Genomic DNA, 23376 nt, shown 5'->3' with positions numbered 1-23376 from the left:
CTCTGCCTTAACGAACGATGGTGCCGGTGTACGGGTCGTACCGCGTGCCGGTGAACGGGTTCACGTACACGCCGCTGCCCGGCAGGTACGTCCCCCACGGGCTAAGGGAGCCGGTCCCCGGAATCCGGTAGAACGCCCCCTCGCGGGTCAGCGCGATCCCACGACTCGGCTTCCAGACCGTCCCGCTGACCGGGTTCACGGCCAGGTCGCGGTTCACCGGGACGAGCCGCCCGACTTCTTGTTCCACGGGTTGAATCCGGAGGTCGTTGTTGAACCCGTAGTTAAAATTCGAGTTGTAATTCAGGCTGTACGCCGGGTACAGGCTCGGGTTCCACAGCGACTGGTAGTTGTAGTTGACCGAGTAGTTGTAGAGTTGGGCCGGGATGACCGGGTAAACCGTCGGCCGGACCCACGGGTTCACGACCGGCGTGCCGTTCGGCAGTCGGCCGAGGAACTGACCGCTGTAATACTGGCCGGGGCGGACCGTTTGGTAGACCCACGGGTTCGGCTGGCTGCCGAGGCCCCACGGGTTGAAAATCTGCGCCGACGCCGTCGGGGTCAGGGCCGCGAGACCGGCGAGGGCGAAGAGTGCCGTAAGGGTGATGCGCCGCATGGTTGTTTCCTCCCGCTCTTCCCCGTGATTATAACCCACCGGTCGGTCGGGCGTTGGCGGGCCGGGGTTCTCATGAGGGAATACAGCCGCGGACGCCGAACTTTACGAAACTTGCGCAAAATCCGAAGAATCGGCCCCCCGTTTCGCCAGCCGGACCGTCAGAAAAGCCGCCGCGACGATGAGCGGCCCCTCCCACGCGGCCCACCACAGCGGCATCCCGAAGATCAAATCGACGGCGCACGCGGCCCCTCCGAACAGGCCGTTTGAGTAACCGAGGAAGACGATCAGCGGCCGGTAGCGGGGCACGTCGAACGAGGCGAACACCAGCACCGCCCCGTGGACGGCGTACAAGAGCGACGCGGTGCGGGCGAGGTACTGCACGATCACGGCGTCCGGCAGCTCGCCGAGGCCGAGCGCGTCGCGGTGGACGGCGTTCATCGTGGAAAACGGTAGGACGCTCGCGGGGAGGGCCAGGATCAGCGCCGCGCCGACGAGCCGGAGCAGCCACGCGAGTCGAACGTCGGCCGTGGAAGCCTTCAAGGTGGGTCGCTTGGGGTTCTAAACGGCGTGGCTTGGTCCTGGGACCGCGGGCGTCCCGCCCGCCCACCTTCCTGCGTTGGGGGACCCGTCTTACGCGCCCGGGGCCGTGGCGGTCGGGACGCCCGCGGTCCCAGGACGCCTGCCTATTTTGCGAGCGGCTTGACGAACTTCAACCGGACGGCGAACCGGGCCACGCCGCCGTCGCCGCGGACGAACACCTCCGCCCGGTCCAGCACGGCGAGGAACTCGCCGACCGTCTCGATCTCCTTCTTCACGTCGTCGAACGGCCGGTCCTGCCGGTCGGCCACCCACCCGGCGATGTCCTTCGCGTGCGCGCCGAGGTACTCGTGCAGCCGGAGGCCGTTGACGCGGAGGACCGGGGCCTCGACCGTCGGCTTCGGCTCGCCGGCCGGCTTGCGGAAGGAACGCACGAGGTCCGGCGACCCGCCGAGGACGAGGTGGCCGTCGGTCAGACCGTAGGCGGGCTGGACGCCGGGCGGGAACAGCTTCGGGTTGGTGAAGACGGTCATCTCCACGTTGCCGAGCGGCTGGTCCTTCGACTCGATCTGGTCGTCGTGGTCGCGGTTGTAGTGGACCTGGGCCAGCTGAGCGTAGAACCCGAGCGTCTTGAGGACGGACGCGGGAACGGACGCATCGGAATCGTTCACGCGGGCGGCGACCGTGACGTTCGGAACCCACCCGGCTTGCTTCGGCGGCGCGACCCACAGGCCCCAGTCCGGGCCGACGCCCTTGAGCATCGGCGGCAGCTTGTCCTTGCCGACGACGGCCCCGATCGCCTTCTCGACCTCCTGCCGGGCCGCCGCCCGCTCGTCCGGCGGCGAGAACGCGAGCAGCACGTCCAGCAGTTGACTCCCCGTCACCCGCCCGGCGACGGCCACCAGCGCGTCCTCCGGGATCGACTGCCAGAGCGAAGACGGCGTCGGGTTCGGCTTCAGCATGGTCCGCAACTCGGTCGGCATCGCGTCCGCCCGGTACGCGGCCGCGACGCCCAGTTCCAGGTCCTTCCCGGCATCCAAATAGATCGCGAGGTTGTCGAGGGCGAACCAAACTTGCGCGAACTGTTGGCGGGCCGCCTTGTCCTGGGCCGACCCGGCCGTCGCGACGTGGGCCTTCACCTCGGCGTCGAGCTTCCGTGGGTTGAACCAGCACAGCAGGAACGAGTCCTGCACGCCGAGCTGCCGGATCGACTTCTCGACCGCGCTCGGTTCGGCGTTCGCGGCCTGGGCCTGGTCGATGACCGCGTGGATCGACGCCTCCTGCGCCGCGAACACGAACAGCCCGTCCTTCAGCAGGTAGAACTCGTCCTTCCCGTCCGCCTTCGCCCGCTTGTAGAACGCCTGCCCGCGGTGGACCCGCTCGTCCACGCCGGTCAGTTCCTTCGTGGACTTCTGCACGTTGTTGAGCTGCGCGACGAGCTTCGCCAGCTTCGCCGGGTCGCGGGCCTTGACCATCACGCAGCCCTGCTCGGCCTCCGGCCTTCCGACCGGGCCGGGCTGGTACGCGAGCACGATGGCGTCGCCGAAGATGTCGTCGCGGAGGTCGGTCAGCGACACGCCGAGGAACGTGGTGAACAGGGCCTCCACGTCCTTGAGCTTCTGCACCTCCGGCGCGGCCCCGACGAGCGGCTTGTACTTCGCGCTCACCCACTCGGCCAGCGGCGACGCGGACACCGTCTTCGACCGCTCGCGCAAGCCCTGCACGACGAAGCAGATGGCGGTGTCGTTGGGGACGAGGCGGAGGAGTTCGTCGCGGGCGGAGGGTTGTTGTGCGGCGGCCGGGGCCGCGAGGAGGGCGAGCAGCAGAAGGGTTCGCATGGGGTCCACCGGCTCCCGCTAGGACTTCATTTGGGGGATCGTCGCCAGCCCGCCCACGTCGCGGATGAAAAGGTTCAGCGCCCGCTTCGCGGTGTTCGTAATCGGCCGCACGGCCGACGCCGCGTCCGGGGCGTCCGGCGGGGCGACGGCGGGAGTAGGCTTCGGGAGGTCGATGTTCGCGAACAGACTCTTCGCCGGGGCGAACGACTCGTCGGCGGCCCGCTTCGTCAGCGAGACGAACGCCGACCCCGCCTCCGCGAACGACTTCGCGACCGACGGCGGCGTCTTTGTCACGGCGACCATTTCCTGCGAGCGCGGGGCGGTCGGCCGCCACGGGTTCGCCAGCACGAACGCCGTCAGCACGGACGCGGCGAGCGTGAACGCGGCGACGCGGGCCGTCCACCGGCGGTCGGCCGAGCGCTTCCTCTCGGCGACCGCCGCGGGAACGATGCGGTCCGCGAAATCCGCCGGCGGGACCGGCGAAGGGATGGTAGCCAGACCTTCCAGGAGTACCCGCGTGGCCCCCGCCAGTTCGCGACACTCGTGGCAGTCGAGCGCGTGGGCCTCGGCCAGCGCCGCCGGCGGCAGGTCGCCGTCGAGGACGCGCTGCACCGTCGCGTCGAACGCGGCGCAGGCGGGGGGCATCGTGAGTGGCCGGTCGTCGGTCATGGTATTTTCTACGCTTCTACACGCTTGGCAGGTTCGTCGTCCGCCGGGACGAGGCCGTGGCGGCGGAGGCGGCCGAGGATTTCCGTCCGCGCCCGGTGCAGCCACGTCTTGATCGTCCCGACCGGGCGGTCGATCGCTTCCGAGATTTCCTCGTAGGACCGGCCCCGCTCGTGGAACAGGACGAACACCTCGCGGTAGTCCGCCCGCATCTCGTCCACGGCCGCCCGGATCGCGGCCGTCAGCTCCTGGCTGTCGTCCTCCGCGTCCTTCCCGGCCGTCTCGTGCAGGTAATCGACCGTCTCCGGCCGCTTCACCCGCTTCGCCATCGCCGTCCGGCAGCGGTTGATCGCGATGCCCAGGATCCACGGCCGCAGGTGGCGGGAACTGTCCCACCGGTTCAGGCTGCGGAACACGCGGATGAACACCTCCTGGGCCACGTCCTCCGCGTCCTGGGCGTGGTGTAGCAACCGCACGCACAGGCCGTAAACGTCGGTTTGGAAGCGCTCGACGAGGCATCGCATCGCCGTGGCATCACCGCCCAGACACCGCCGGACCAGTTCAACGTCGGTGTCGGCGGTCACGGCCAGCCTCGGTGAGTCATACCCCGACCGGGATCGAAAGGTTTCGTGACGTGTTATTCGTACAAGGCCGGGCGGAATTGGCGGGTCACCGGCCGGTCCGCTCGTGGGCCTCCCGGAGCAGGTCGAGGGCCTGCTTCACGGACACCTCCGGCAGCTTCTTCCCCAACTTCTCCAGTCCTTCGCTAAACTTGATGGCCGTCTCCTGCATCCGCTCGTGCGTCTCCGCGGACCCGCCGACGAGGACCATCTCCTCCGTCCGGGTGATCCGCTTCTCGCCGTCCCGGTTGTCCAGGCCGACGCCAATTATGCCGCCGACGCGGGGCTTCGGCTTTCGCTTTCGGGGCGAATTTTTCGCCATGATGGTTCGTTCCCCACGAGAAAACGCGGTACGCCCATTCTATCCTAGTTTCCGTCCGGCGGCGGAAAGCGGGCAAAAACCGGCCGGCGGTGTCGCTCCTCACTCGGGGCCGCCCGTCGCCCGCCGGTCGTCCGGTTTCCTTGCATCCCCCGGACAATCCGGGTAGGATCATCAAAAGTTTCATCCGTCTCGGGTTCGGCGTACCGTTCTCCCGCGCCGACACCCGATTCATCCGCGGTATCGCCATGCCAACCTTGAAATTGATTAAGGCCCCAGGGATGACGGGCCCCGGCCAGACGTACCAGCTGACCGCCGACGAGGTCGTCATGGGCCGGGAGGACGTGTGCGGGATCGTCGTGCCGAACCACGCCGTCAGCCGCAAGCACGCGCGGATCGTCAACGAGAACGGGCAGTTCTACATCGAGGACCTGAAGAGCCGCAACAAGACGATCGTGAACAACCGCGAGATCACCGAGCGGCACGTGCTGAAGCACGACGACCGGATCAAGATTTGCGACTTCCAGTACCTGTTCCAGGTGGAGAAGGCCCCGCCGCCGCCGCCGGGCAAGCCGATCCTGCCGGCCGAGTTCGGCCGCCAGGCCGACGCGAACGACACGGTGGACGAGGACCTGAAGAGCGACAACAGCAGCATCGAGCACATGGTTTCCAAGAGTTCCGAGGCGGACCTCCTGGGCGGCCAGCCGAGCGACAAGCTGCGGGCGCTACTGGAGATCAGCATCGGGCTGTCGAAGCAGCTCGACCTCGAGCCGCTGCTGTCGTCCATCGCGGACACGAGCTTCGGCGTCTTCCGCCAGGCCGACCGGTGCTTCATCATCCTGGCCGAGGACAAGAAGCTCATCCCGAAGGTGGTGAAGGCCCGCCGGCAGGGGTCGGCGGACGACCACCGGTTCAGCCGGACGATCGTGCGGAAGTGCATGGAGACGCAGACCGCGTACCTGAGCGAGGACGCGTCCAGCGACATGGCCCTGGGGGCGGCCCAGTCCATCGCCGAGTTCCGCATCCGGTCCGTGATGTGCGTGCCGCTCACGAACGCCGAGGGCGTGGCCATCGGCGCGATGCAACTGGACACCCAGGACCGCGGCAAGAAGTTCAAGCAGGACGACCTGCGGCTGTTGATGATCGTGGCGAACCTCGCCGGCGTGGCCATCGAGAAGGCCCGGCTGCACGAGGTCACGATGGCCCGCGAGAAGTTGCAGAACGAGATCGAGATCGCCCGGAAGGTGCAGCTCGACTTCCTGCCGCGGACGATGCCGGCCATCGACGGGTACGAGTTCTTCAGCGACTACAGCGCCGCCCAGACGGTCGGCGGGGACTACTACACGTTCATCCCGCTGCCGAACGGCCGGATCGCCGTCCTCCTCGGCGACGTGGCCGGGAAGGGCGTCCCCGCCGCGCTCCTGATGGCGAAGCTGAGCGCCGAGGCCCGGTTCTGCATGTTGACGCAGCCGGACGTGCCGACGGCGATCCAGATGCTCAGCGACCAGCTCATCCGCGGCGGCATCGGCGACCGGTTCGTGACGATGGCCGCGATGGTCCTCGACCCGGCCACGCACAAGGTCACGATGGTGAACGCCGGCCACCTGAACCCGATGCGGTACCGGGTGGACGACCGGAGCCTGGAAGAGGTCATCACGAACGAGCAGAGCGGCCTCGCCCTGGGCATCGTGGAAGGGTTCCCCTACGAGGCGGTCGAGGTGGCGCTCGATCCGGGGGACAACCTGGTCGTGTTCACCGACGGGGTGACGGACGCGATGTCCCCGGCGGACGCGATGTTCGGGTACGAGGGGATCACGGCGACGCTCACCCGCGAGTCGCCGCTCGGGCCGATCGACCGGCCGCGGGCGCTCGGCGAGCGGCTCGTGAAGGCGGTCCGCAAGCACGCCGGCGGGCGGCCGCAGAACGACGACATCGCCCTCGTCTGCCTCGGCCGGCTCGGGCCGAACGTCGGCGGGACCGGCCTCCACGCGCGGGGCCCCGGCGTCCGCTCGACGGCCGAGCTCGAAGTCAAGTAGCCGACACGGGAGGTCCGCACGATGAGCGACACGGCGACACTGCCGGAACTGGAAACGGAGAGCGAACAGCGGACCCGCCGCCAGCCCCCGTACCACGTCGTGTTGCTCAACGACGACGACCACTCCTACGCCTACGTGATCCTGATGCTGAAGGAGTTGTTCGGCCACCCGGTCGAGAAGGGGTACAAGCTGGCCGACGAGGTGGACAAGCAGGGGCGGGCGGTCGTCTTCACCGGCGCGAAGGAGGTCGCCGAGTTGAAGCAGGAGCAGATCCACGCCTACGGCCCGGACCCGACGATCAAGCGGTGCCAGGGGTCGATGACCGCCGAGCTCGAACCGGCGGAGTGACCGCCCAAAAACAGTAGAACCCGGAGCGGTAGCGACGGGGTGAAGAGGCTGCCTCCACACCCCGTCGCTACCGCTCCGGGTTCCACGTCCGGTGGCTACTTCTTCTCGATCTTCACGGACTTGATGACCACGTCCTCGGTCGGGACGTTGCCGTGGCCGCCCTTGTTGCCGGTCGGCACGGCCTTGATCTTCTCGACCACGTCCATGCCCTCGGTCACCTTGCCGAACACCGCGTACCCGTCGCTCTGCGACGACTTGTCCAGGAACGTGTTGTCCCCGACGTTGATGAAGAACTGGCTGGTCGCGCTGTCCGGGTCGTTCGTCCGGGCCATGGCGATCGTCCCCTTCTTGTTGCTGAGGCCGTTGGACGCCTCGTTCTTGATCGCGTCCATCGTCTTCTTCTGCTTCATCCCCGGCTCGAACCCGCCGCCCTGGATCATGAAGTCCTTCTTGTTCGGCGTGTTCTCCGCCCCCATGACGCGGTGGAAGATCGTCCCGTCGTAGTGCTTCGCCTCGGCGTAGGTGACGAAGTTCTTGACCGTGATCGGGGCCTTCGCCTCGTCCAGCTCGATCTTGATCGTGCCCATCGACGTTTCGACGACGGCCACCGGGTTGGCGGCCCGCGCCCCGTTGGCGGCGAGGACGGCCAGGCCGACGAAGCAGAGCAGCAGCAGTTTGATCGACATGAGTGTGTCTCCTACGGGGTGCGCCGGGACGGCCGGTCCGTCCCGTGCGGGGCATTGTACGGCCGGGGCCGGCGCTTGCGACCCGCGGGAGCAATCGCTACCGTGTTCCCACAGACCCTCTTCCGCACCCGTGGGGACCGGCCGTGAGAACTCCTATCGCGCTCTTGGCAGCGATTCTGTCGGCGACGCCGCTATTCGCGCAGCCGAACTTCGAGACGCCGAAGGCCGTGGCCCTCGACGCGGAATCGCAGAAGCAGATCGCGGCGAAGACCGAGCAGTTGCGGAAGGCCGTCGCCGCGATTCCCGCCGCGTCGCCGGACGTGGAGGTTTACCTGAAGGCCGCCGAGTGGGCGACGCGGCACGGCGAGTTCTTCGCGAAGGATTCCGCCAAGCAAACGCTGACGGTCCTGGACGCCGGGCTGGCGCGGGCGAAGGCCGCGGCCGGCGGGAAGGCCCCGTGGCGGGACGTGCGCGGCAAGCCGGTCGTACGGGCGTACCGCTCGAAGATCGACGGCTCGGTCCAGCCGTACAGCGTCCTGCTGCCGGACGGCTTCGGGACCGGCGACAAGAAATGGCGGCTCGATGTCGTGCTGCACGGCCGCGACCAGACGCTCTCCGAGGTGAAGTTCCTGAACGGGAAGGAGACCGCGAAGGGCGGGTCGAAGACCGACCGCGTCGTCCTGGAAATCTACGGCCGCGGGAACAACGCCTACCGCTGGGCCGGCGAGCAGGACGTGTTCGAGGCCGTCGGCCACTTTCTGGGCGAGGAGAAGGGCCGTATCGACGAGTCGCGGGTCGTCCTGCGCGGGTTTTCGATGGGCGGGGCCGGGACGTGGCACATCGGCCTGCACCACCCGTCGAAGTTCGTCGCGATCAGTCCGGGGGCCGGGTTCACGACAACGCACGGGTACATCAAGAACCTGCCGACGCTACCGGACCACCAGGAGCGATGCCTAAAAATCTACGACGCGGTGAACTACGCGGAGAACGTATTCAACGTGCCGGTCGTGGCGTACTCCGGCGAGAAGGACCCGCAGAAGGCGGCGGCCGACAACATCGAGAACGCTCTCAAGGAGTTCAAAGAGTCGCTGCGGTTCACGCACCTCGTCGCACCGGGGTTGGAGCACAAGCAGCCGCCGGAGTGGCTGGCGAAGGTCGAAACCGAGTTCGAGAAGTACCTGAAGGACGGCCGGCCGAAGGTCGCCCCGCGGGTGCGGTTCGTGACCTACACCCTCCGCTACCCGACGTGCGATTGGGTCACCATCGACGGCCTCGAACGGCATTACGAGAAGGCCGTCGTGGACGCGGAATTGAAGGACAAGCAAGTCGTCGTCTCGACGAAGAACGTCAGCCGGTTGACGTTGAACCTGCCGAAGGAGGTCGGCGTTTCCGGCGTCGTGATCGACGGGAAGCAGCTGGCCGGAACGAGCTTCACGAAGGGGGGCCACGGCTGGGCCGTCGCGAAGGACGCCGGCGGGCTGCGGAAGTCGCCGGGGCTGCAAGGCCCGATCGACGACGTGTTCCACACGCCATTCCGCGTCGTCGGGCCGACCGGCGACGGGTGGGCGAAGGCCGCGTTCGACCGGTTCGGGTACGAGTGGGACAAGTTCTTCCGCGGCACGCTGCCGGTCGGCGAGAAGGCCGGGCACTCGGCCATCCTGTTCGGCACGCCGGACACGAACCCGGCGATCAAGGCCGTGCTGCCGAAGCTGCCGATCGCGTGGACGGCCGAGAAGCTGGTCGTCAACGGCGTCGAGTACGACGCGAAGACGCACGTGCCGGCGATGATCTACCCGCACCCGGCCGTGCCGGGGAGGTACGTGGTGCTGAACAGTGGGCACACGTTCCACGCGGCGGAGTTGAAGGGCACGAACGCGCAGCTCTACCCGCGGCTGGGCGATTGGGCGGTGCTGAAGCCGTCGCCGACGAAGGCGGACCCGGCCGCGGCGGAGGTGGTGGCGGCGGGGATCTTTGACGAGAACTGGCAGTTCGCGAAGTGAGGTGGTCTGCCCGCGGATGTTCATCCGCGGGCTTTCGCCCTATTTTTTCTCGTAGAGTTTCAGGCCGTCTTCCACTTTTTTGACCAGTGCCGGGTCGGTCGCCCGCACGTCGTTGACGAACCGCTTCGCGGTCTCCTCCGGGCACTGCAGTGCGTACCGGACGACGCCGCGGCGGACCGACGGGGCCGCGTGCCTCGCGTACTGCTCCAGCACCGTCCCGGTCAGGTCCCACCAGCCCCAGCGGCGCAGGTCGTCGATCGCCAGGTCCGCAAGGTCGTTGTTCGCGACCACCACCTTCAGGCATGTCAGAATCTGTTCTTTACACTCCTTCGGCCGCGTCGCCTGGAAGAATCGCAGGGCGGAGATCGCGTTCAACTTGTCGCTGAACCCGCGGGTCGGCGACGCGAGAACCTCGGCCGTCAGCTTCCAACCGTGTTCGGGGTTCAGCAGGATCAATCCGCAGAGCAAACCGCCGAGGTTTGCTGACACGCGCTCACTCGGCTTCGCGGCCCGCAACTCCGCGAGCAGCCAGTCGGCGTCGGCCTTGTCGCCGCAGAGGCCGAGCAGGAGGCCGAACACCCCGACCCGCTCCTCCGGCGTCTTCGGGTCGGCGATCCACCCGCGAATCTTCTTGCGGTCGAGGTACGCCCGCGCTTTCACGATGTCCGCGTCCGGGGCGCGCGCGAACTCGATGAACGCGTCGGCCGAAACCGTCGGGTCCGGCGCGTCGAGTTGTCGGAAGAAGTAGCCGAGCCGCTGCTCAACGGAATTGGGGTCGAGTTTCGCGACGGCGGCGAGGTACTCGGTGACGGCCTTCGTGCAGGGGATGCCGTGCGTCGGCTCGACCTTGCCGTCCACGACGGAGCAGAAGAACAGGTAGTCCGGCGGCGTGTCGGCGACGACCGGCAGGTATCGCGGAATCGTGATGGCCGTTGCCTTGCCGAGCGCCGCGTCGGCCTTCAGAACGTGCGTGATGTGGAACTCGGTCGTGCCGGTCCCGTCGTCGCGGGCGACCGGGTTCTTCAGCACGCCCGCGATGACAACCTTCGATTCCGCGAACCGCTCCCGCAACGGCTGCCGGCGGCTGAACCCGTCGCCGCAGAAGCTGCACGCGAACAGCGGGGCCGAAAGAACGAGCAGGACGAAGGCGGCGGCTACTCTCACGGTTAACCCTCGGGTGGCGTCGGAGAGTAGACCCGATTCCCGGCCGCCGTGTCCAGCCGACTACTGCTTCACGGCCGGCGGCACGGCCTTCGGCTTCTCGTCGGCGAGCATCTCTCGCACCAGCTTGACCCGCTCCGCGTCCTTCTTCTCGGCCTCCTTAACGTAGACCTTCGCCGGCTCGCACTTCGCTTCCACCGTCAGGGCGTACCGCAGCACGGCCCGGCGGACGATCGGGATTTGTGCGTGCGAGTCCTGCTGGCCGTACTTTAGAATCCACTCGGCCACGTCGATCCGCTCCCACTTCCGCAGGTCCTCGATCGGCAGGTCGGCGATGTCCGACTGCGTGACGAGCAACTTCATCCCCTCGACGACTTGCTCGTGCGGGATCACGTCCGGCCGGCTCTCCCAGAAGAACCGCAGGACGCGCAGCCCGGCGTACCGAACCTGGAAGTCCTTCTTCTCGTCCTTCAGGGTGTCGAGCAGGTACTGCCACCCGGCCTTCTGGTCGAGCAGGATGTACCCGGCCAGCACGCCGTCGAGGCCGCTGGAATACTGCTGCTTCGGGTTGTCGAGGATCGCCTTCAGCGCCGCCGCGTGTTCCGGCTTCTTGCTGTGCCCGACCATCATCCCGTAGAGGCCGAACCGGGACGCCGGCGTCTGCTTGTCCTCGAGCCAACCGAGAACCTTGTCGAGGTTGACCTTCTCCGATGTCGTTCGCACGTCCTTGTAGTCGGCGTTCGCGTACTCCAGGAACGCGTCGGTCGAAATCTTCGACTCCGGCGAGTCGAGGTAGTCAAAGAAGTACGTCAGCCGGGAAACGGGGTCTTTCTCGCGGACGGTGGCCGCGCCCTTGAGGTACGCCGGGAGTTTGCTGTCCTTCTCCAACTCGTCGCCGCGGTACGGGTCGAGCTGGTAGCGGTCGAAGTTCACGAGGACGGCCGTGGACGCGACGGCCGCGGCGGCGGTGTCCGAGGTCGTGCTGTAGAGGCCGCAGAACACGAGCGTCTTCACCTCGGCCGCGGCCGGGTCGATGCGGATCAGCCGCGGGAGGACGAGCACCTTCTTGCCGTTCAGGTACGGGTGGTCCTTTACGACCGAGTCGATGTGCAGCTCCGTCGTGCCCTTCGAGAAGTCGTTCCGGTCCGGCTTCGCGTTCTTGAGCACGCCGAGCACGATGAGGTCGGCTTGGTTCACCTCGCCGGCGAGCGTCTGGCCCTGCACGGAGCAGAACGGGCAAGCCGACGCGACGCCCGCGCCCAACATCAACACGACGGCGGCGACGGCCAACTTCTTCGCGATCATCGGGAGTCCTCGGAGGCGTATGTTGTGATTATTCTCAGGAACTCAAGCCGACGCCAAGTGTTTTTCGAGGTCGGCGACCCGCTTTTCAACGACGGCGAACGCCGTCCGCGACTCCGGCGTGAGTGTGGGCCGCAGGGCGTCGAGGTACATCTTCGACCGCGCCAGTGCCTTCTGCTGCTGGGCGATGGTCAGCTTCCGGCAGTCGGTCACGTTGTCGTAAATGTCGGCGAGCTTGCAGACGCACACCTGCCACCCGCCGGCCGCGAGCCGCCGCGTGTAGTCGGCCTCCCGCTCCGCGTCCGGCAGCGTCGTGTTCTTGGTCAGCGCGGCCACCCACGTCGCGACTTCGTCGCCGAACTGCTCGGCCAGTTCGTCGAAGTCGGTCGTCGTGTCCTCGATGGTGTCGTGCAGCACGGCCGCGGTGAGGACCTTCGGGTCGTCCACGCCGAGGACGTGCCGGGCGATCATCGCCACGCGGAAGACGTGGCCCACATACGGCGTCTCCTTGTCCTTCCGCTGTTGGTGGCGGTGAACGCGTGCGGCGAAACTGATGGCTTCGAGCAAGGCGTCGGACATGGCGGTTCTCGCGGACAATCACGACATCTTCATTTCACTCTACGCACCACTTCAACATAATGCCGAGGAACATCCGGAGAACCCGCCATGCGCCGCCTCTCGTCGCTGTTGCTCGCCGTCCCGTTCCTTGCCCCGTCGGCCGTCGGCCAGGAGCCGAAGGCAAAGGCCCCGCCGCCGGCGCGGGTGCTGCCCGGCCTCCAACGGGACGGGTTCGTGCAACTGCCGAACCAGTGGAAGCTGAACCCGGTCGGCCGACACATTGATGTCGGCGACTTCCCCGTCAACATCCAGTTCCACCCGACCGGGCAGTTCGCCGCGGTTCTGCACAACGGCTACCGCGACCACGAGGTCGTAATCCTCGGCCTCGCGAACACCGCGCGGAAGATCGTGTCCCGGACGACGCTGCCGCAGTCGTTCACCGGGCTGGCGTTCTCGCCGGACGGCAAGCAGCTCTACGCCAGCGGCGGCGAGTTCGACCGCGTCCACGTCTGGGACTTCGACAAGGGGCTGCTCCACAACGCGAAGACCATCGGCATCGAGAAGGAAACGGGCCGCATGGTCGCCGGCGGGCTGACGCTCGACGCGGCGGGGAAGGACTTATTCGTCGCCGCCGTGTGGGCCGACGCGGTCGTCCGGATTCCGCTCGACAACCCGGAGAACAAGGCCGTCATCAAGTTGACGGCGGCCGTGACGAAGCCAGAAAAGCCGCTCGGCGACCCGCCCAGCCCGCCGGACAACCGCCGGGAGATCGACCAGACCGTCGCCGACGAACTCGGCAAGTCGCCGGTGAAGGACAACTCGTTCCCGTACACCTGCCTCGTCGAGCCGGCCGGCAAGCGGCTGTTCGTCACCCTCTGGGCGAACGCGAAGGTGGCGGTCGTGGACCTGGAAACGAACAAGGTCGTGGCCGGGTGGCCGACGGCAGCGCACCCGACGGAGATGGCGCTGTCGCCGGACGGGAAGACGCTGTACGTGTCGTGCGCGAACTCGACGAAGGTGAGCGTGTTCGACACGACCACCGGCGACACCGTGCAGACGATCCACTGCGCCCTTTACCCGCAGGCCCCGAGCGGGAACACGCCGAACAGCCTCTGCCTGACGCCGGACGGCGAGATGCTGTTCGTTGCCAACGCGGACGCGAACAACTTGGCCGTGTTCAACGTCGCCGATCGGAAGGCCGCGAAGCCGCTCGGCTTCATCCCGACGGGTTGGTATCCGACGAGCGTGCGGTACAACGCGAAGGAGAAGATGCTGTACGTCGCCAACGGCAAGGGCCGCGTGTCGAAGGCGAACCCGAGCGGGGCGAACCCGGAGAACCCGCGCTCGACGATCGAGTACATCGGCTCGCTCTACTCCGGTACGGTCAGCGTGCTGCCGCTGCCGTCGCCGGCGGAGATGGCGAAGTTCTCGAAGACGGCCTACGAGTGCAGCCCGCTCCAGAAGGAGAACGAGGCGCAAGCCGCCGGCGTCGCGGCCGATAACCCGATCCCGCGGAAGGTCGGCGAGAAGTCGCCGATCAAGCACTGCATCTACGTCATCAAGGAGAACCGCACCTACGACCAGGTGTTCGGCGACCTGCCGCAGGGCAACGGCGCGCCGTCGCTTTGCCTGTTCCCGGAGAAGGTGACGCCGAACCACCACAAGCTCGCGACCGAGTTCGTGCTGCTCGACAACATCTACGTCGAGGGCGAGGTGTCCGCCGACGGGCACGAGTGGTCGATGGGAGCGTATGCCTCCGACTTCGTCGAGAAGATGTGGCCGCTGAGTTACCGCGGCAGCCCGAAGGGGACGTTCGGCTACCCGGCCGAGGGGGCGATGGACGCCATCGCCCGGCCGGCCGGCGGCTACATCTGGGACCGCTGCAAGGAGGCCGGCGTGAGCTACCGTAGCTACGGCGAATGGATCGAGAACGGCAAGAAGCAGCCCGACGGCACGTTCGCCGACAGCCGGGCGACGGTGAAGGCGCTCGAGGGGCACTTCGACCCCCGGTTCCGCGGCTACGACCTGGACTACCGCGACGTGAAGCGGGCCGAGCGGTTCATCGAGGAGCTGAAGGGCTTCGAGCAGAAGGGCGAGTTCCCGCAGATGACGATCCTGCGGCTGCCGAACGACCACACGACCGGCACGCGTGTCGGCAAGCCGACGCCGACGGCGATGGTCGCGGACAACGACCTCGCCCTCGGCATGGTCGTGGAGGCCGTCAGCAAGTCGAAGTTCTGGAAGGAGACGGCCATCTTCGTGATCGAGGACGACGCCCAGAACGGCCCGGACCATGTGGACGCCCACCGGGTCGTGGCGCTCGTGATCTCTCCCTACACGAAGCGAAAGCACGTCGATTCGACGATGTACTCGACGAGCAGCATGTTGCGGACGATGGAACTGATCCTCGGGCTGAAGCCGATGAGCCAGTTCGACGCCGCCGCCCGGCCGATGTACAACTCGTTCACCGCGACGCCGGACTTCGCCGCCTACGAGCACGTCCCGGCGAAGGTGGACCTGGACGCGACGAACAAGGCCGACGCGTTCGGCGCGGCCCTGTCCGAGAAACTCGACCTGGCGAAGGAGGACCAGGCGGACGACATCCTGTTCAACGAGATCATCTGGAAGTCGGTGAAGGGGCCGAAGAGCAAAATGCCCGCCCCGGTGCGGGCGGCGTTCTTCGTCCCGGTGAAGGCGAAGAAGGACAAGGACGATGACGACGACTGAGCGGAGGCTCTGATGTACCTCGGCATCGAAATCGGCGGGACGAAACTGCAACTCGGCCTCGGCGCGGGCGACGGCAAGTTGCTGTCGCTCGGCGACGAACAATTCGTGGTGCGGCAAACCGTGACCCCTGCGAACGGCGCGGCCGGAATTCGCAAGCAGATCGAGGACGCGATTCCCGAATTGTTGGAGAGAAGTAGCATTGCGAAGTCTGCGGTGCGGGCCGTCGGCATCGGGTTCGGCGGGCCGTTCGACGACGCGACCCAACGCACGATCAAGTCGCATCAGATCGACGGCTGGGACGACTTCCCGCTGACGGAATGGGTGGCGAAGTTGCTCGGCGTGCCGGCCGTCGTCGGCAACGACGCGGACGTGGCCGGCCTCGGCGAGGCGCTGTTCGGCGCGGGACGGGGGCTGTCGCCGGTCTTCTACGTCACCGTCGGCACCGGCATTGGCGGCGGGCTGATCCTGAACGGCGAAATCTATCGCGCGGTCGGCCGCGGGGCGGCGGAGATCGGCCACCTCAAGGTTCTCGACTGGTCGCGCGCCGGCACGCCGATGATGGTCGCGCTGGAGAACGTCGCGTCCGGCCCGGCCATCGGCCTCCGCGCCCGCGAGCTGGCCGAGGAGGGCGAGGCCGCCGGGTCGCTCGTGTTGGAGTACGTGGAGGGCGACGCCGCGAAGGTCACCGGCGAACTCGTCGGCCGCGCCGCGAAGCGGAAGGATGCATTCGCCCGCCGCGTGCTGCGGGAAGCGACGGACGCCATCTCGGAGGCGATCTGCCAGACGATCGCGCTACTCTGTCCGCGGCGGGTCGTCATCGGCGGCGGCGTGTCGCTGCTCGGCGACGAGCTGTTCTTCGACCCGATCCGGGCCGCCGTCGCGGAGCGCGTCTTCCCGCCGTTCGCCAGACTGACGGACATCGTCCCGGCCGCCCTCGGCGAGGAGGTCGTCGTCCACGGGGCCGTGGCGTTGGCTCAGCGGGCCACCCGCGAGTAAAATAACAGCATGGTTCGCGTCAAAATCTGCGGCATAACCACGCCGGACGACATGAGGCTCGTCGCCGACGCCGGGGCGGATGCCGTCGGGCTGAACTTCTACCCGAAGTCGCCGCGGTACGTCGAGCCGCAAACCGCGATGACGCTCCTCCGCGCGCTACCGCCGTTCGTCGTGCCGGTCGGCGTGTTCGTGGACACGCCCGTTCGACAGGCGACGGCCCTCGCGTTCCAACTCGGCCTCCGCGGGCTGCAAACCTACTCCGACCAGCCGCCCGCCGAGGACACGTTCCCGTTCCTGCACCTCCCGGCGTTCCGCGTGAAGGACGCCGAGTCGCTCGCCGCGGTGAAGCTTTTCGTCGAGCGGTCGCCGCACCGGCCGGCCGCCGTGCTGATCGACTCCTACGTCCCCGGCGAGATGGGCGGGACCGGGCACAAGGCCCCGTGGCACTTGCTCGCCGGGTTCGACCCCGGCGTGCCGGTCATCCTGGCCGGCGGGCTGACGCCGGAGAACGTCGCCGAGGCGATCCGCGTCGTCCGGCCGTGGGGTGTCGATGTTGCCAGTGGTGTCGAATCTGCGCCCGGCCGGAAGGACGCCGCGAAAGTCCGGGCGTTTGTGAAGAACGCTCGCGCCGCCTCGTGATTATCATGACGGTTGCACCAACCGTCCGCGCGGCGAGGTTCCCATGAGTACGGCCCACTGGATCGGCGTCGATCTCGGCGGCACGAAAATCCTGACCGGCCTCTTCGACGACGACCTCAAGCTCGTCACGCGGGCGAAGACGCCGACGGACGCCCAGGCCGGCCCCGCCGGGGTGTTCGCGAAGATTGCGCAGTCCGTCGAGTCCGTCCTCAAGGAGTCCAACGTCGATCCGGCCACGGTGAAGGGCATGGGGTTCGGCATCCCCGGCCAGATCGACGGGCCGGTCGTCCGGTTCGCCCCGAACCTCGACTGGCGGAACGTCGAGGTGCGGTCGCAGCTCCCCGCCGAGTGGACCTGGCCGGTCGTGCTGGAGAACGACGTGCGGATGGGGACGTACGGCGAGTTCGCGCACGGGGCGGCGAAGGGGGCGCGGCACGTCTTCGGCATCTTCGTCGGCACCGGCGTCGGCGGCGGCCTCATCCTCGACGGCAAGCTGCATACCGGGTTCAACGGCCACGGCGGCGAGATCGGGCACATCGTCGTCCATTGGCGGCGGGGCACGTCGCTCGAATCCCTCGCCGGCCGGAAGTACCAGATGATCCGGGCGAAGGAAATGCTCGACGACGCCCCGAAGCGGGTCCGAAAAGAGTGGAAGGGCGTGGACCTGGGCAAGGTCAAGAGTTCGCAGCTCGCCGAGTTCTACCAGAAGGACGACCCGGTCGCCGTGGTGCTGATCGACGACGCGGCCCGCGCCCTCGGGGCCGGGATCGCGAGCGTCGTCAACCTGCTCAGCCCGGAGGTCGTCGTCATCGGCGGCGGCGTCACGCAGGCGCTCGGCGACAGCTTCATCGAGCGAATTTGGGAGATCGCCCAGCGGCACACGTTGCCGGACGCCACGCGAAACATGAAATGTCTGGCGGCGGCCCTCGGCGACGATTCCGGTATCGTCGGCTGTGCCGCGTATGCGAAAGCGAACCTCAGCGGGACGTGAGCGAAATGAATCAGGACTGGCGCGCGCGGTACGAGGTGGCGGTGGACGTGGCCCGACAAGCAGGGAACTTGGCGAAGAAGTACTTCGACTCCGGGTTCGAGGTCGAGTGGAAGCAGGACCAAAGCCCGGTGACGGTGGCGGACAAGCAAGCGGAGGAGCTGATCCGCACGCAGATCAAGAAGCACTTCCCGAACGACGGGTTCCTCGGCGAAGAATACGGCGACGAGCCGAGCGCGAGCGGGTACCGGTGGGTCATCGACCCGATCGACGGCACGCGGGCGTTCGTCCGGCACATCCCGATCTGGGGTACGCTCCTCGGCCTCGAATACCAGGACGACGCCATCGCGGGCGTGGCCTACGCCCCGGCCCTCGGCAACCTGTGGCGCGGCCTCCGCGGGGACGGCGCGTACCGCGACGACCGCAAGATTCACGTCTCGACGCTCGCGCAGCTCGACCAGGCGTACATGAGCTACTCCGGCGTCAGCTGGTTCCGCAAGTCCGGCCACCTAGACAAGTTCATCGAGCTGAGCAACAACACGGAGCGGTCCCGCGGCCTCGGCGACTTCTACGGGTTCATGCTCGTCGCGCAGGGGTCCGTGGACCTCATGGTCGATCACGGCGTCCACGCCTGGGACGTGGCGGCGCTGCTCCCCATCGTCGAGGAGGCGGGCGGCAAGTTCACCGACTGGGCCGGGAAGCGGACGATCCACTCGACGGACGTGGTGGCGAGCAACCCGGCCCTCCACCCGGCGTTGTTGGACATCTTGAAGCCGCGCTAATTCTTCCGAGAAAACCCGTGCCGCCGGTGTTGTCTTCGGCGGCGGGGGTGCGGAAAATACGATTAAGCCGTCGAGGACCGGCGGCTCCCACCCGATTCACATTCTGTCCTCACCCTGGAGTGTACATGACCCGGATTCGGTTACTCTCCGCGCTCGCGCTGGCGTTCGCGGTCGGCGGCGCGGCGACCGCCCAAGACAAGAAGTGGGCCACGATCAAGGGCCAGATCGTCTTCCCCGCCGGGAAGGAAGCCCCGAAGCCCGCGGAGATCAACGTCACCGCCGACAAGGAGCACTGCCTGTCGAAGGGGGCGCTGGCCTCCGAGGAGTTGGTCGTCAACCCGAAGAACAAGGGCGTCAAGAACGTCTGGGTCTACCTGAAGCCGGCGGAAGGGGACACGTTCGACGCGGCCGCCGTCCACCCCGACCTGGCGAAGCCGGCGGCGAAGGAACACGTCATCGACCAGCCGGTCTGCGCGTTCGTGCCACGGGTCGTCGTCGCCCGCGCCGGCGACACGCTGCTCGTGAAGAACAGCTCGCCGGTCCCGCACAACATCAAGTTCGCGGCCGACAACCTGGAGTTCAACCAGACGCTCGCGGCCGGCGGCAGCTACAAGCCGGAGAAGGCGCTCGAGGCGCAGCGGAACCCGGCGACGTTCGCGTGCAACGTCCACCCGTGGATGGGCGGCCGGGTCGTGATCTTCGACCACCCGTACTTCGCCCTGACGGACGCGGACGGGAACTTCGAGATCAAGAACGCCCCGCAGGGGAAATTCCGCATCTTCTACCGCCACGAGCTGGGCTACCACAAGGGCCGCGACGGGGCGAAGGGCTTCCCGGTCGAGATCGCCGGCGACAAGGTCGAGATGAAGCCGGTCGAGATCGAGCTGCCCGTGGCGAAGTAGTCTTGTAGGGCGGGTCAAGGCTTTGCGCCGACCCGCCGTTGGGTTCCAGCCGGTTCGGCGGTTCTTCGCGCCGGTTGCGGTCCCCCGGCGGGTCGGCGCAAAGCCTTGACCCGCCCTACAAATCACCCGATGGGTAACTCGCTGGTCGCACGTGACAGTTCGTCGTGGAACCTCTGCACCGCGACGGCCGTGGCGTGAAAACTTCCCGTACCCAACTCCTCCACGAACCGGCACGCGGCGTAGCCTCGGGCCGTCACCTCGTACCGCTCGACCCATTCCCGGCGGTCCGGCATCCGCTCCGGGTCGATCGGCCAGACGCCCGGCCGCGGGCGGATGTGCTCGTCGATCCCGATCCGCCACGGCTTCGCCGTCACCCGGGCGCGGAAGCACCGCTGGTTCCGGCACATCCGCGCGTACGCCGGGTCCGTGCCGAGTTCGCGGAAGCACTCCTCGACCTCGGCCTCTAGCGGGTCGAACAGCCGGTGGACGGCGAGCAGCCGGAACCCGGCCGGCGTGCGGTAGACACGGACCCGCCAGCCGGGGCGGGATTCCACGAACCGTACGATCCGGTCGCGCGCGACCTTCTCGATCAACGGTTCGGTCTTTTCCCAGGACTTCCGGTTCATCCTGTCCGCCAGCCACCCGGTGAGGATCAACGTCGGCACGACGGCGACGAAGACGCCGGGCCAGGAGAATTGGCTGTACGCCAGCGAGCACGCACCCACCAGAATGGCGAGGCAGACGAGGCAGGTGAACCACGTCCCCCGCGGCTGCGGGAAGTCGATGTCCGCGAATAGCACGTTTGGTGTGTTGAGGCAGTGCGCCCCGTAGCCGTTGCGGGTTACGACCGTCTCGCCGACGCGGGCCAGCACCTCCTCACGAATAGGGAACCCGTCCGCGCCGTTATAGGCGAACTTCCGCTCCCGCCGGGGCAGCCGCTCGCCGGCCCGGATGCGGGCCATCGCCTCGCGGGCGCGCTCTTCGGCGTGGCGGTAGGCGTCGGCCTCGCTCGCGTCGGACCAGCCGAACCGGCGGACCGTGACCTGCCGGCCGTCGTCGCGGGTTTGCAGGCGGGCTTCCGCCCAGAACTGGGGGACGATCATGAGGGGAACTGTACTCAGCCGCCGCGCTTCGGGCGGGGATTTCGTAGGGCGGGTCAAGGCTTTGCGCCGACCCGCCGTCGCGCCGGCAGCCCGGCGGGTCGGCGCAAAGCCTTGACCCGCCCTACGTACTTCGCTTCGGGCGGCTCCGGATGTCGAACAGGCCGAAGATTTCGTCCTCCGTCAGGCCGAGGGAACTCGGCTTGTCCGCCTGGCCGAGAAGGTCGTTGAAGATTTTCCGCTTCGCCTCCAGGACGCCGGCGATTCGCTTTTCGATCGTGTTCTCCGTCAGGAACCGCGTCACCGTCACCGGGTGCCGCTGGCCGACGCGGTGGGCGCGGTTGATCGCCTGGTCCTCGACGGCCGGGTTCCACCACCGGTCGAACAGGAACACGTAGTTCGTGAACTGCAAGTTCAGCCCGACGCTACCGGTCCCGTAGCTCATCAGGATGACGTGCGCGTCCGGGTCGGCCTTGAACCGGTCGAGGATCGGCGTGCGGTCCTGCTGCGGGATGCGGCCGTGGTACTGGAGCGGGCCGAACGGTTTGAGGGCCTCCGCGATCACCTCCAGCGGCTCTACCCACTGCGAGAAGACGATGGCCTTCCGGCCGTTCTCGGCGACCTCCTCCATGTCGTGGACGAGCTGCTCGAGCTTCGCGCTCTCGCCGGTCAGCGGGTCGAAGTTGCAAATCTGCTTCAGCCGCATCACGAGCTGGAAGACGTGCTGCACCGTGATCGTGTCGCCGAGTTCGTTCAGCCGGATGACGCCCTCGTTCTCGGCGCGGTCGTAGGCTTCCCGCTGCGCGGGTGTCAGGTCCACTTCCAGGTCTTTAATCATCTTCGGCGGCATGTCGGACTGCACGTCGTCCTTCGTCCGCCGCAGGATGAGGCCGCTCGTCAGCGTGGGAATCTGGTTCGCCGGGCAGTCCGGCGGAAGGCGGCCGGGGTCGATGAACGAGAACAGGTTCACCAGGTCGTCCGGGTGGTTCTCGACCGGCGTGCCGGACATGGCCCAGCTGCGAGACCGCTTGATACTGCACACGATCTGTGCCGTCTTCGACCCGCGGTTCTTGATGCGTTGCGCCTCGTCCAACACAACGAGGTCGAACGCGACACCGGGTTCGGCCAGGATTTCGTAGTCGCGGGTCAGCGTCTCGTAGTTGATGATCTTGAGCGGACAGTTCGAGACGATCCAGCTCCGCCGCCGGTCCTCGCCGCTGCCGCCGATGACCTCGTGGGGAACGTCCGGTGCCCAGAGCTTCAATTCGCGACACCAGTTGTGGATGAGCGGCTTCGGCGCGACGACGAGCGCCTTGTTCAGCATCCCCTGGTGGAACATCAGGCGGATCGCGAGGATCGTCTGGGCCGTCTTGCCGAGGCCCATTTCGTCCGCGAGGAGCGCGGCGTGCCGCGGCATCAGGAAGGCAATGCCTTCGAGCTGATAAGGGAACGGCTCGAACGGCACTTCGAGTTGCCGGCCGTCGAACAGCCCGTCGAGCGGCGGTTGCAGCAGGTAGAGCAGCCGGTCCTTGAAGAGAACGTGATCGGCCGTCGGCCGCGGCCGGACGCGAGGCTTGTCGTCGTCCTTCTTGAGTTGCACCACCTGCCGGCCTGCGGGCAACTCGCGCGGCTCCTTCGCCGTCGTCGTGTACTCGACGGCCGGGGTCGGGAACTTCCAGCCATCCGTCTGAACCGTCATGTCCAGCTTGCCGAGTGGCCGCACCCACGGCGTGTGAGACAGCAATCGGGCTTCCTTCACGTTGGCCGTGATCTGCTCGCTGAACTTCGGGACCGGCAGCACGTCCGGCGTCAGGTCGAGGCTGACCGGGAACGTCTGGAACGCCTCCCCGCCGTCGAACGAGGGCCGGGCGAGCGACTGGAGCGTCAGCAGCGGTCCGTCAGGCGGCACGGCTCGTGACCCCCATCTTGCGGGCTTCGACGATCGCCTCGCGGACGCGGGTGAACGGCTCGCTCAACTCCACGGCCTGATCGACCGCGTCGAGCAACTCCTGAATCCGCGGGCCGTCGTCGGAGAACTTCACCGGGTACAAGACGGGCAGCTTCGAGCGGGGGTGTTTCAGCGAAAGGGCGTCGGAATGCGTCTTCTTGTCGGCCGGGACCGCGATCACGGGCACGTCGATCCGCGCCCGGAGCGGCAACATCGCGGCCGTGTCCGCGACGATAAGTGCCGGTTGCGTGGCCGTTTTTTCGATGAGGGTTTTGCCGATGAGGTCGGCGAGGATGTACTCGTGGAGCGTCGCCCCGTAGAGGATTTCCTGCACGCGGTTCGGCTGCACGCTCGTGGTCAGCCGGAACTCCAGCGGGCGGCCCCAGGCGTTCGTCACGAGGTAGCCACCGAGGTGGCCGTTCGGTTCGGACAGAACGGTCAAGAATCCAAGCGTCAAATTGGTCGGTGTCGGGCGGTCAATCACGGCTGGCGATCCCCACAGTCGGCCGTCGTGGTGCTGAACTACTCGCCTACCATCGGCGGGGGGATGCCCAAACCTTCAGCAACCCGCACCTTACCGTAATGAGGTTTCTTCACAAACGCGGGGGCA

Annotated in this window: 22 protein-coding genes; 9 read left to right on the top strand and 13 right to left on the bottom strand. The window is 67.4% G+C overall.

Annotated elements, in window-relative coordinates; all coding sequences use genetic code 11:
- Positions 1–7: 7 nt before the first annotated feature.
- The 6 genes from AC5JJ2_RS14750 to AC5JJ2_RS14725 all read right to left on the bottom strand — a co-directional run bounded on the left by AC5JJ2_RS14750 (position 8) and on the right by AC5JJ2_RS14725 (position 4596).
- Positions 8–613 (bottom strand): hypothetical protein, encoded by a 606-nt coding sequence (locus tag AC5JJ2_RS14750; RefSeq protein WP_495858767.1) that lies wholly within the window; start codon positions 611–613, stop codon positions 8–10.
- Between the two features lie 102 nt (positions 614–715).
- Positions 716–1153: a hypothetical protein gene (locus tag AC5JJ2_RS14745; protein WP_495858766.1), complete on the bottom strand. Its 438-nt coding sequence runs from the start codon at positions 1151–1153 to the stop codon at positions 716–718.
- Positions 1154–1296: 143 nt separating this feature from the next.
- Positions 1297–2988: a hypothetical protein gene (locus AC5JJ2_RS14740; RefSeq protein ID WP_495858765.1), complete on the bottom strand. Its 1692-nt coding sequence runs from the start codon at positions 2986–2988 to the stop codon at positions 1297–1299.
- Between the two features lie 18 nt (positions 2989–3006).
- The gene (locus tag AC5JJ2_RS14735) at positions 3007–3657 is read right to left on the bottom strand and encodes an anti-sigma factor family protein (RefSeq protein WP_495858764.1); all 651 of its coding nucleotides are present in this window, start codon (positions 3655–3657) and stop codon (positions 3007–3009) included.
- An 8-nt stretch (positions 3658–3665) separates the two neighbouring features.
- Positions 3666–4238, bottom strand: coding sequence for an RNA polymerase sigma factor (locus tag AC5JJ2_RS14730; protein ID WP_495858763.1), 573 nt, complete (start codon positions 4236–4238; stop codon positions 3666–3668).
- An 85-nt stretch (positions 4239–4323) separates the two neighbouring features.
- Positions 4324–4596, bottom strand: coding sequence for a hypothetical protein (locus AC5JJ2_RS14725; RefSeq protein WP_495858762.1), 273 nt, complete (start codon positions 4594–4596; stop codon positions 4324–4326).
- A gap of 278 nt (positions 4597–4874) precedes the next feature.
- Between AC5JJ2_RS14725 and AC5JJ2_RS14720 the strand changes: the two genes are divergently transcribed.
- Together AC5JJ2_RS14720 and AC5JJ2_RS14715 are read left to right on the top strand one after the other, a co-directional pair.
- Complete coding sequence (locus AC5JJ2_RS14720) at positions 4875–6629, top strand: SpoIIE family protein phosphatase (protein ID WP_495858761.1); 1755 nt, start codon at positions 4875–4877, stop codon at positions 6627–6629.
- Positions 6630–6650: 21 nt separating this feature from the next.
- Positions 6651–6977, top strand: a complete 327-nt coding sequence (locus tag AC5JJ2_RS14715) for an ATP-dependent Clp protease adaptor ClpS (protein WP_495858760.1) — start codon at positions 6651–6653, stop codon at positions 6975–6977.
- 95 nt (positions 6978–7072) lie between these two features.
- On the opposite strand, the gene AC5JJ2_RS14710 is transcribed toward AC5JJ2_RS14715, so the two are convergent.
- The gene (locus AC5JJ2_RS14710; protein ID WP_495858759.1) at positions 7073–7663 is read right to left on the bottom strand and encodes a peptidylprolyl isomerase; all 591 of its coding nucleotides are present in this window, start codon (positions 7661–7663) and stop codon (positions 7073–7075) included.
- Between the two features lie 164 nt (positions 7664–7827).
- On the opposite strand from AC5JJ2_RS14710, the gene AC5JJ2_RS14705 reads away from it, so the two are divergent.
- Entirely contained in the window at positions 7828–9663 is a 1836-nt protein-coding gene (locus AC5JJ2_RS14705; RefSeq protein WP_495858758.1) for a prolyl oligopeptidase family serine peptidase, read from the top strand.
- A gap of 39 nt (positions 9664–9702) precedes the next feature.
- Here AC5JJ2_RS14705 and AC5JJ2_RS14700 read toward each other — a convergent pair whose 3' ends face one another.
- The 3 genes from AC5JJ2_RS14700 to AC5JJ2_RS14690 are packed head-to-tail and all read right to left on the bottom strand — an operon-like array spanning position 9703 to position 12705.
- Positions 9703–10827 carry a hypothetical protein gene (locus AC5JJ2_RS14700; RefSeq protein ID WP_495858757.1) on the bottom strand — a complete coding sequence of 375 codons (1125 nt, stop codon included), beginning with the start codon at positions 10825–10827 and terminating at the stop codon, positions 9703–9705.
- A 60-nt stretch (positions 10828–10887) separates the two neighbouring features.
- Entirely contained in the window at positions 10888–12129 is a 1242-nt protein-coding gene (locus AC5JJ2_RS14695) for a hypothetical protein (RefSeq protein ID WP_495858756.1), read from the bottom strand.
- Between the two features lie 42 nt (positions 12130–12171).
- Positions 12172–12705: an HD domain-containing protein gene (locus AC5JJ2_RS14690; RefSeq protein ID WP_495858755.1), complete on the bottom strand. Its 534-nt coding sequence runs from the start codon at positions 12703–12705 to the stop codon at positions 12172–12174.
- A gap of 87 nt (positions 12706–12792) precedes the next feature.
- Here AC5JJ2_RS14690 and AC5JJ2_RS14685 point away from each other — a divergent pair, with 87 nt between their 5' ends.
- The 6 genes from AC5JJ2_RS14685 to AC5JJ2_RS14660 all read left to right on the top strand — a co-directional run bounded on the left by AC5JJ2_RS14685 (position 12793) and on the right by AC5JJ2_RS14660 (position 19718).
- Positions 12793–15411, top strand: a complete 2619-nt coding sequence (locus AC5JJ2_RS14685) for a bifunctional YncE family protein/alkaline phosphatase family protein (protein ID WP_495858754.1) — start codon at positions 12793–12795, stop codon at positions 15409–15411.
- 12 nt (positions 15412–15423) lie between these two features.
- Positions 15424–16407, top strand: a complete 984-nt coding sequence (locus tag AC5JJ2_RS14680) for an ROK family protein (protein ID WP_495858753.1) — start codon at positions 15424–15426, stop codon at positions 16405–16407.
- A gap of 9 nt (positions 16408–16416) precedes the next feature.
- The gene (locus AC5JJ2_RS14675) at positions 16417–17046 is read left to right on the top strand and encodes a phosphoribosylanthranilate isomerase (RefSeq protein WP_495858752.1); all 630 of its coding nucleotides are present in this window, start codon (positions 16417–16419) and stop codon (positions 17044–17046) included.
- A gap of 43 nt (positions 17047–17089) precedes the next feature.
- Positions 17090–18037 carry an ROK family protein gene (locus tag AC5JJ2_RS14670; protein WP_495858751.1) on the top strand — a complete coding sequence of 316 codons (948 nt, stop codon included), beginning with the start codon at positions 17090–17092 and terminating at the stop codon, positions 18035–18037.
- 5 nt (positions 18038–18042) lie between these two features.
- Positions 18043–18816, top strand: a complete 774-nt coding sequence (gene hisN, locus AC5JJ2_RS14665) for a histidinol-phosphatase (RefSeq protein ID WP_495858750.1) — start codon at positions 18043–18045, stop codon at positions 18814–18816.
- A gap of 125 nt (positions 18817–18941) precedes the next feature.
- Entirely contained in the window at positions 18942–19718 is a 777-nt protein-coding gene (locus AC5JJ2_RS14660) for a hypothetical protein (RefSeq protein WP_495858749.1), read from the top strand.
- Between the two features lie 122 nt (positions 19719–19840).
- Here AC5JJ2_RS14660 and AC5JJ2_RS14655 read toward each other — a convergent pair whose 3' ends face one another.
- The 3 genes from AC5JJ2_RS14655 to AC5JJ2_RS14645 all read right to left on the bottom strand — a co-directional run bounded on the left by AC5JJ2_RS14655 (position 19841) and on the right by AC5JJ2_RS14645 (position 23208).
- Positions 19841–20821, bottom strand: coding sequence for a hypothetical protein (locus AC5JJ2_RS14655; protein ID WP_495858748.1), 981 nt, complete (start codon positions 20819–20821; stop codon positions 19841–19843).
- 121 nt (positions 20822–20942) lie between these two features.
- A complete protein-coding gene (locus AC5JJ2_RS14650) occupies positions 20943–22727 on the bottom strand; it encodes a DEAD/DEAH box helicase (protein WP_495858747.1) in 1785 nt (594 codons plus the stop codon).
- A complete protein-coding gene (locus tag AC5JJ2_RS14645) occupies positions 22717–23208 on the bottom strand; it encodes a hypothetical protein (RefSeq protein WP_495858746.1) in 492 nt (163 codons plus the stop codon). The genes AC5JJ2_RS14650 and AC5JJ2_RS14645 overlap by 11 nt, the downstream gene beginning before the upstream one ends.
- Positions 23209–23376: the final 168 nt, after the last annotated feature.

The organism is Limnoglobus sp. (assembly GCF_059499385.1).
Note: the sequence above shows the minus strand (reverse complement) of the source record. Positions and strands in the feature narration are given on the sequence as shown.

Excerpts from the sequence above, each read along its gene's own strand:
- hisN (WP_495858750.1), top strand. The coding sequence starts at position 18,043 with ATGAATCAGGACTGGCGCGCGCGGTACGAGGTGGCGGTGGACGTGGCC.
- AC5JJ2_RS14670 (WP_495858751.1), top strand. The coding sequence starts at position 17,090 with ATGAGTACGGCCCACTGGATCGGCGTCGATCTCGGCGGCACGAAAATC.
- AC5JJ2_RS14720 (WP_495858761.1), top strand. The coding sequence starts at position 4,875 with ATGACGGGCCCCGGCCAGACGTACCAGCTGACCGCCGACGAGGTCGTC.
- AC5JJ2_RS14655 (WP_495858748.1), bottom strand. The coding sequence starts at position 20,821 with ATGATCGTCCCCCAGTTCTGGGCGGAAGCCCGCCTGCAAACCCGCGAC.
- AC5JJ2_RS14660 (WP_495858749.1), top strand. The coding sequence starts at position 18,942 with ATGACCCGGATTCGGTTACTCTCCGCGCTCGCGCTGGCGTTCGCGGTC.
- AC5JJ2_RS14750 (WP_495858767.1), bottom strand. The coding sequence starts at position 613 with ATGCGGCGCATCACCCTTACGGCACTCTTCGCCCTCGCCGGTCTCGCG.
- AC5JJ2_RS14695 (WP_495858756.1), bottom strand. The coding sequence starts at position 12,129 with ATGATCGCGAAGAAGTTGGCCGTCGCCGCCGTCGTGTTGATGTTGGGC.
- AC5JJ2_RS14725 (WP_495858762.1), bottom strand. The coding sequence starts at position 4,596 with ATGGCGAAAAATTCGCCCCGAAAGCGAAAGCCGAAGCCCCGCGTCGGC.
- AC5JJ2_RS14680 (WP_495858753.1), top strand. The coding sequence starts at position 15,424 with ATGTACCTCGGCATCGAAATCGGCGGGACGAAACTGCAACTCGGCCTC.
- AC5JJ2_RS14740 (WP_495858765.1), bottom strand. The coding sequence starts at position 2,988 with ATGCGAACCCTTCTGCTGCTCGCCCTCCTCGCGGCCCCGGCCGCCGCA.
- AC5JJ2_RS14735 (WP_495858764.1), bottom strand. The coding sequence starts at position 3,657 with ATGACCGACGACCGGCCACTCACGATGCCCCCCGCCTGCGCCGCGTTC.
- AC5JJ2_RS14675 (WP_495858752.1), top strand. The coding sequence starts at position 16,417 with ATGGTTCGCGTCAAAATCTGCGGCATAACCACGCCGGACGACATGAGG.
- AC5JJ2_RS14690 (WP_495858755.1), bottom strand. The coding sequence starts at position 12,705 with ATGTCCGACGCCTTGCTCGAAGCCATCAGTTTCGCCGCACGCGTTCAC.
- AC5JJ2_RS14710 (WP_495858759.1), bottom strand. The coding sequence starts at position 7,663 with ATGTCGATCAAACTGCTGCTGCTCTGCTTCGTCGGCCTGGCCGTCCTC.
- AC5JJ2_RS14715 (WP_495858760.1), top strand. The coding sequence starts at position 6,651 with ATGAGCGACACGGCGACACTGCCGGAACTGGAAACGGAGAGCGAACAG.
- AC5JJ2_RS14685 (WP_495858754.1), top strand. The coding sequence starts at position 12,793 with ATGCGCCGCCTCTCGTCGCTGTTGCTCGCCGTCCCGTTCCTTGCCCCG.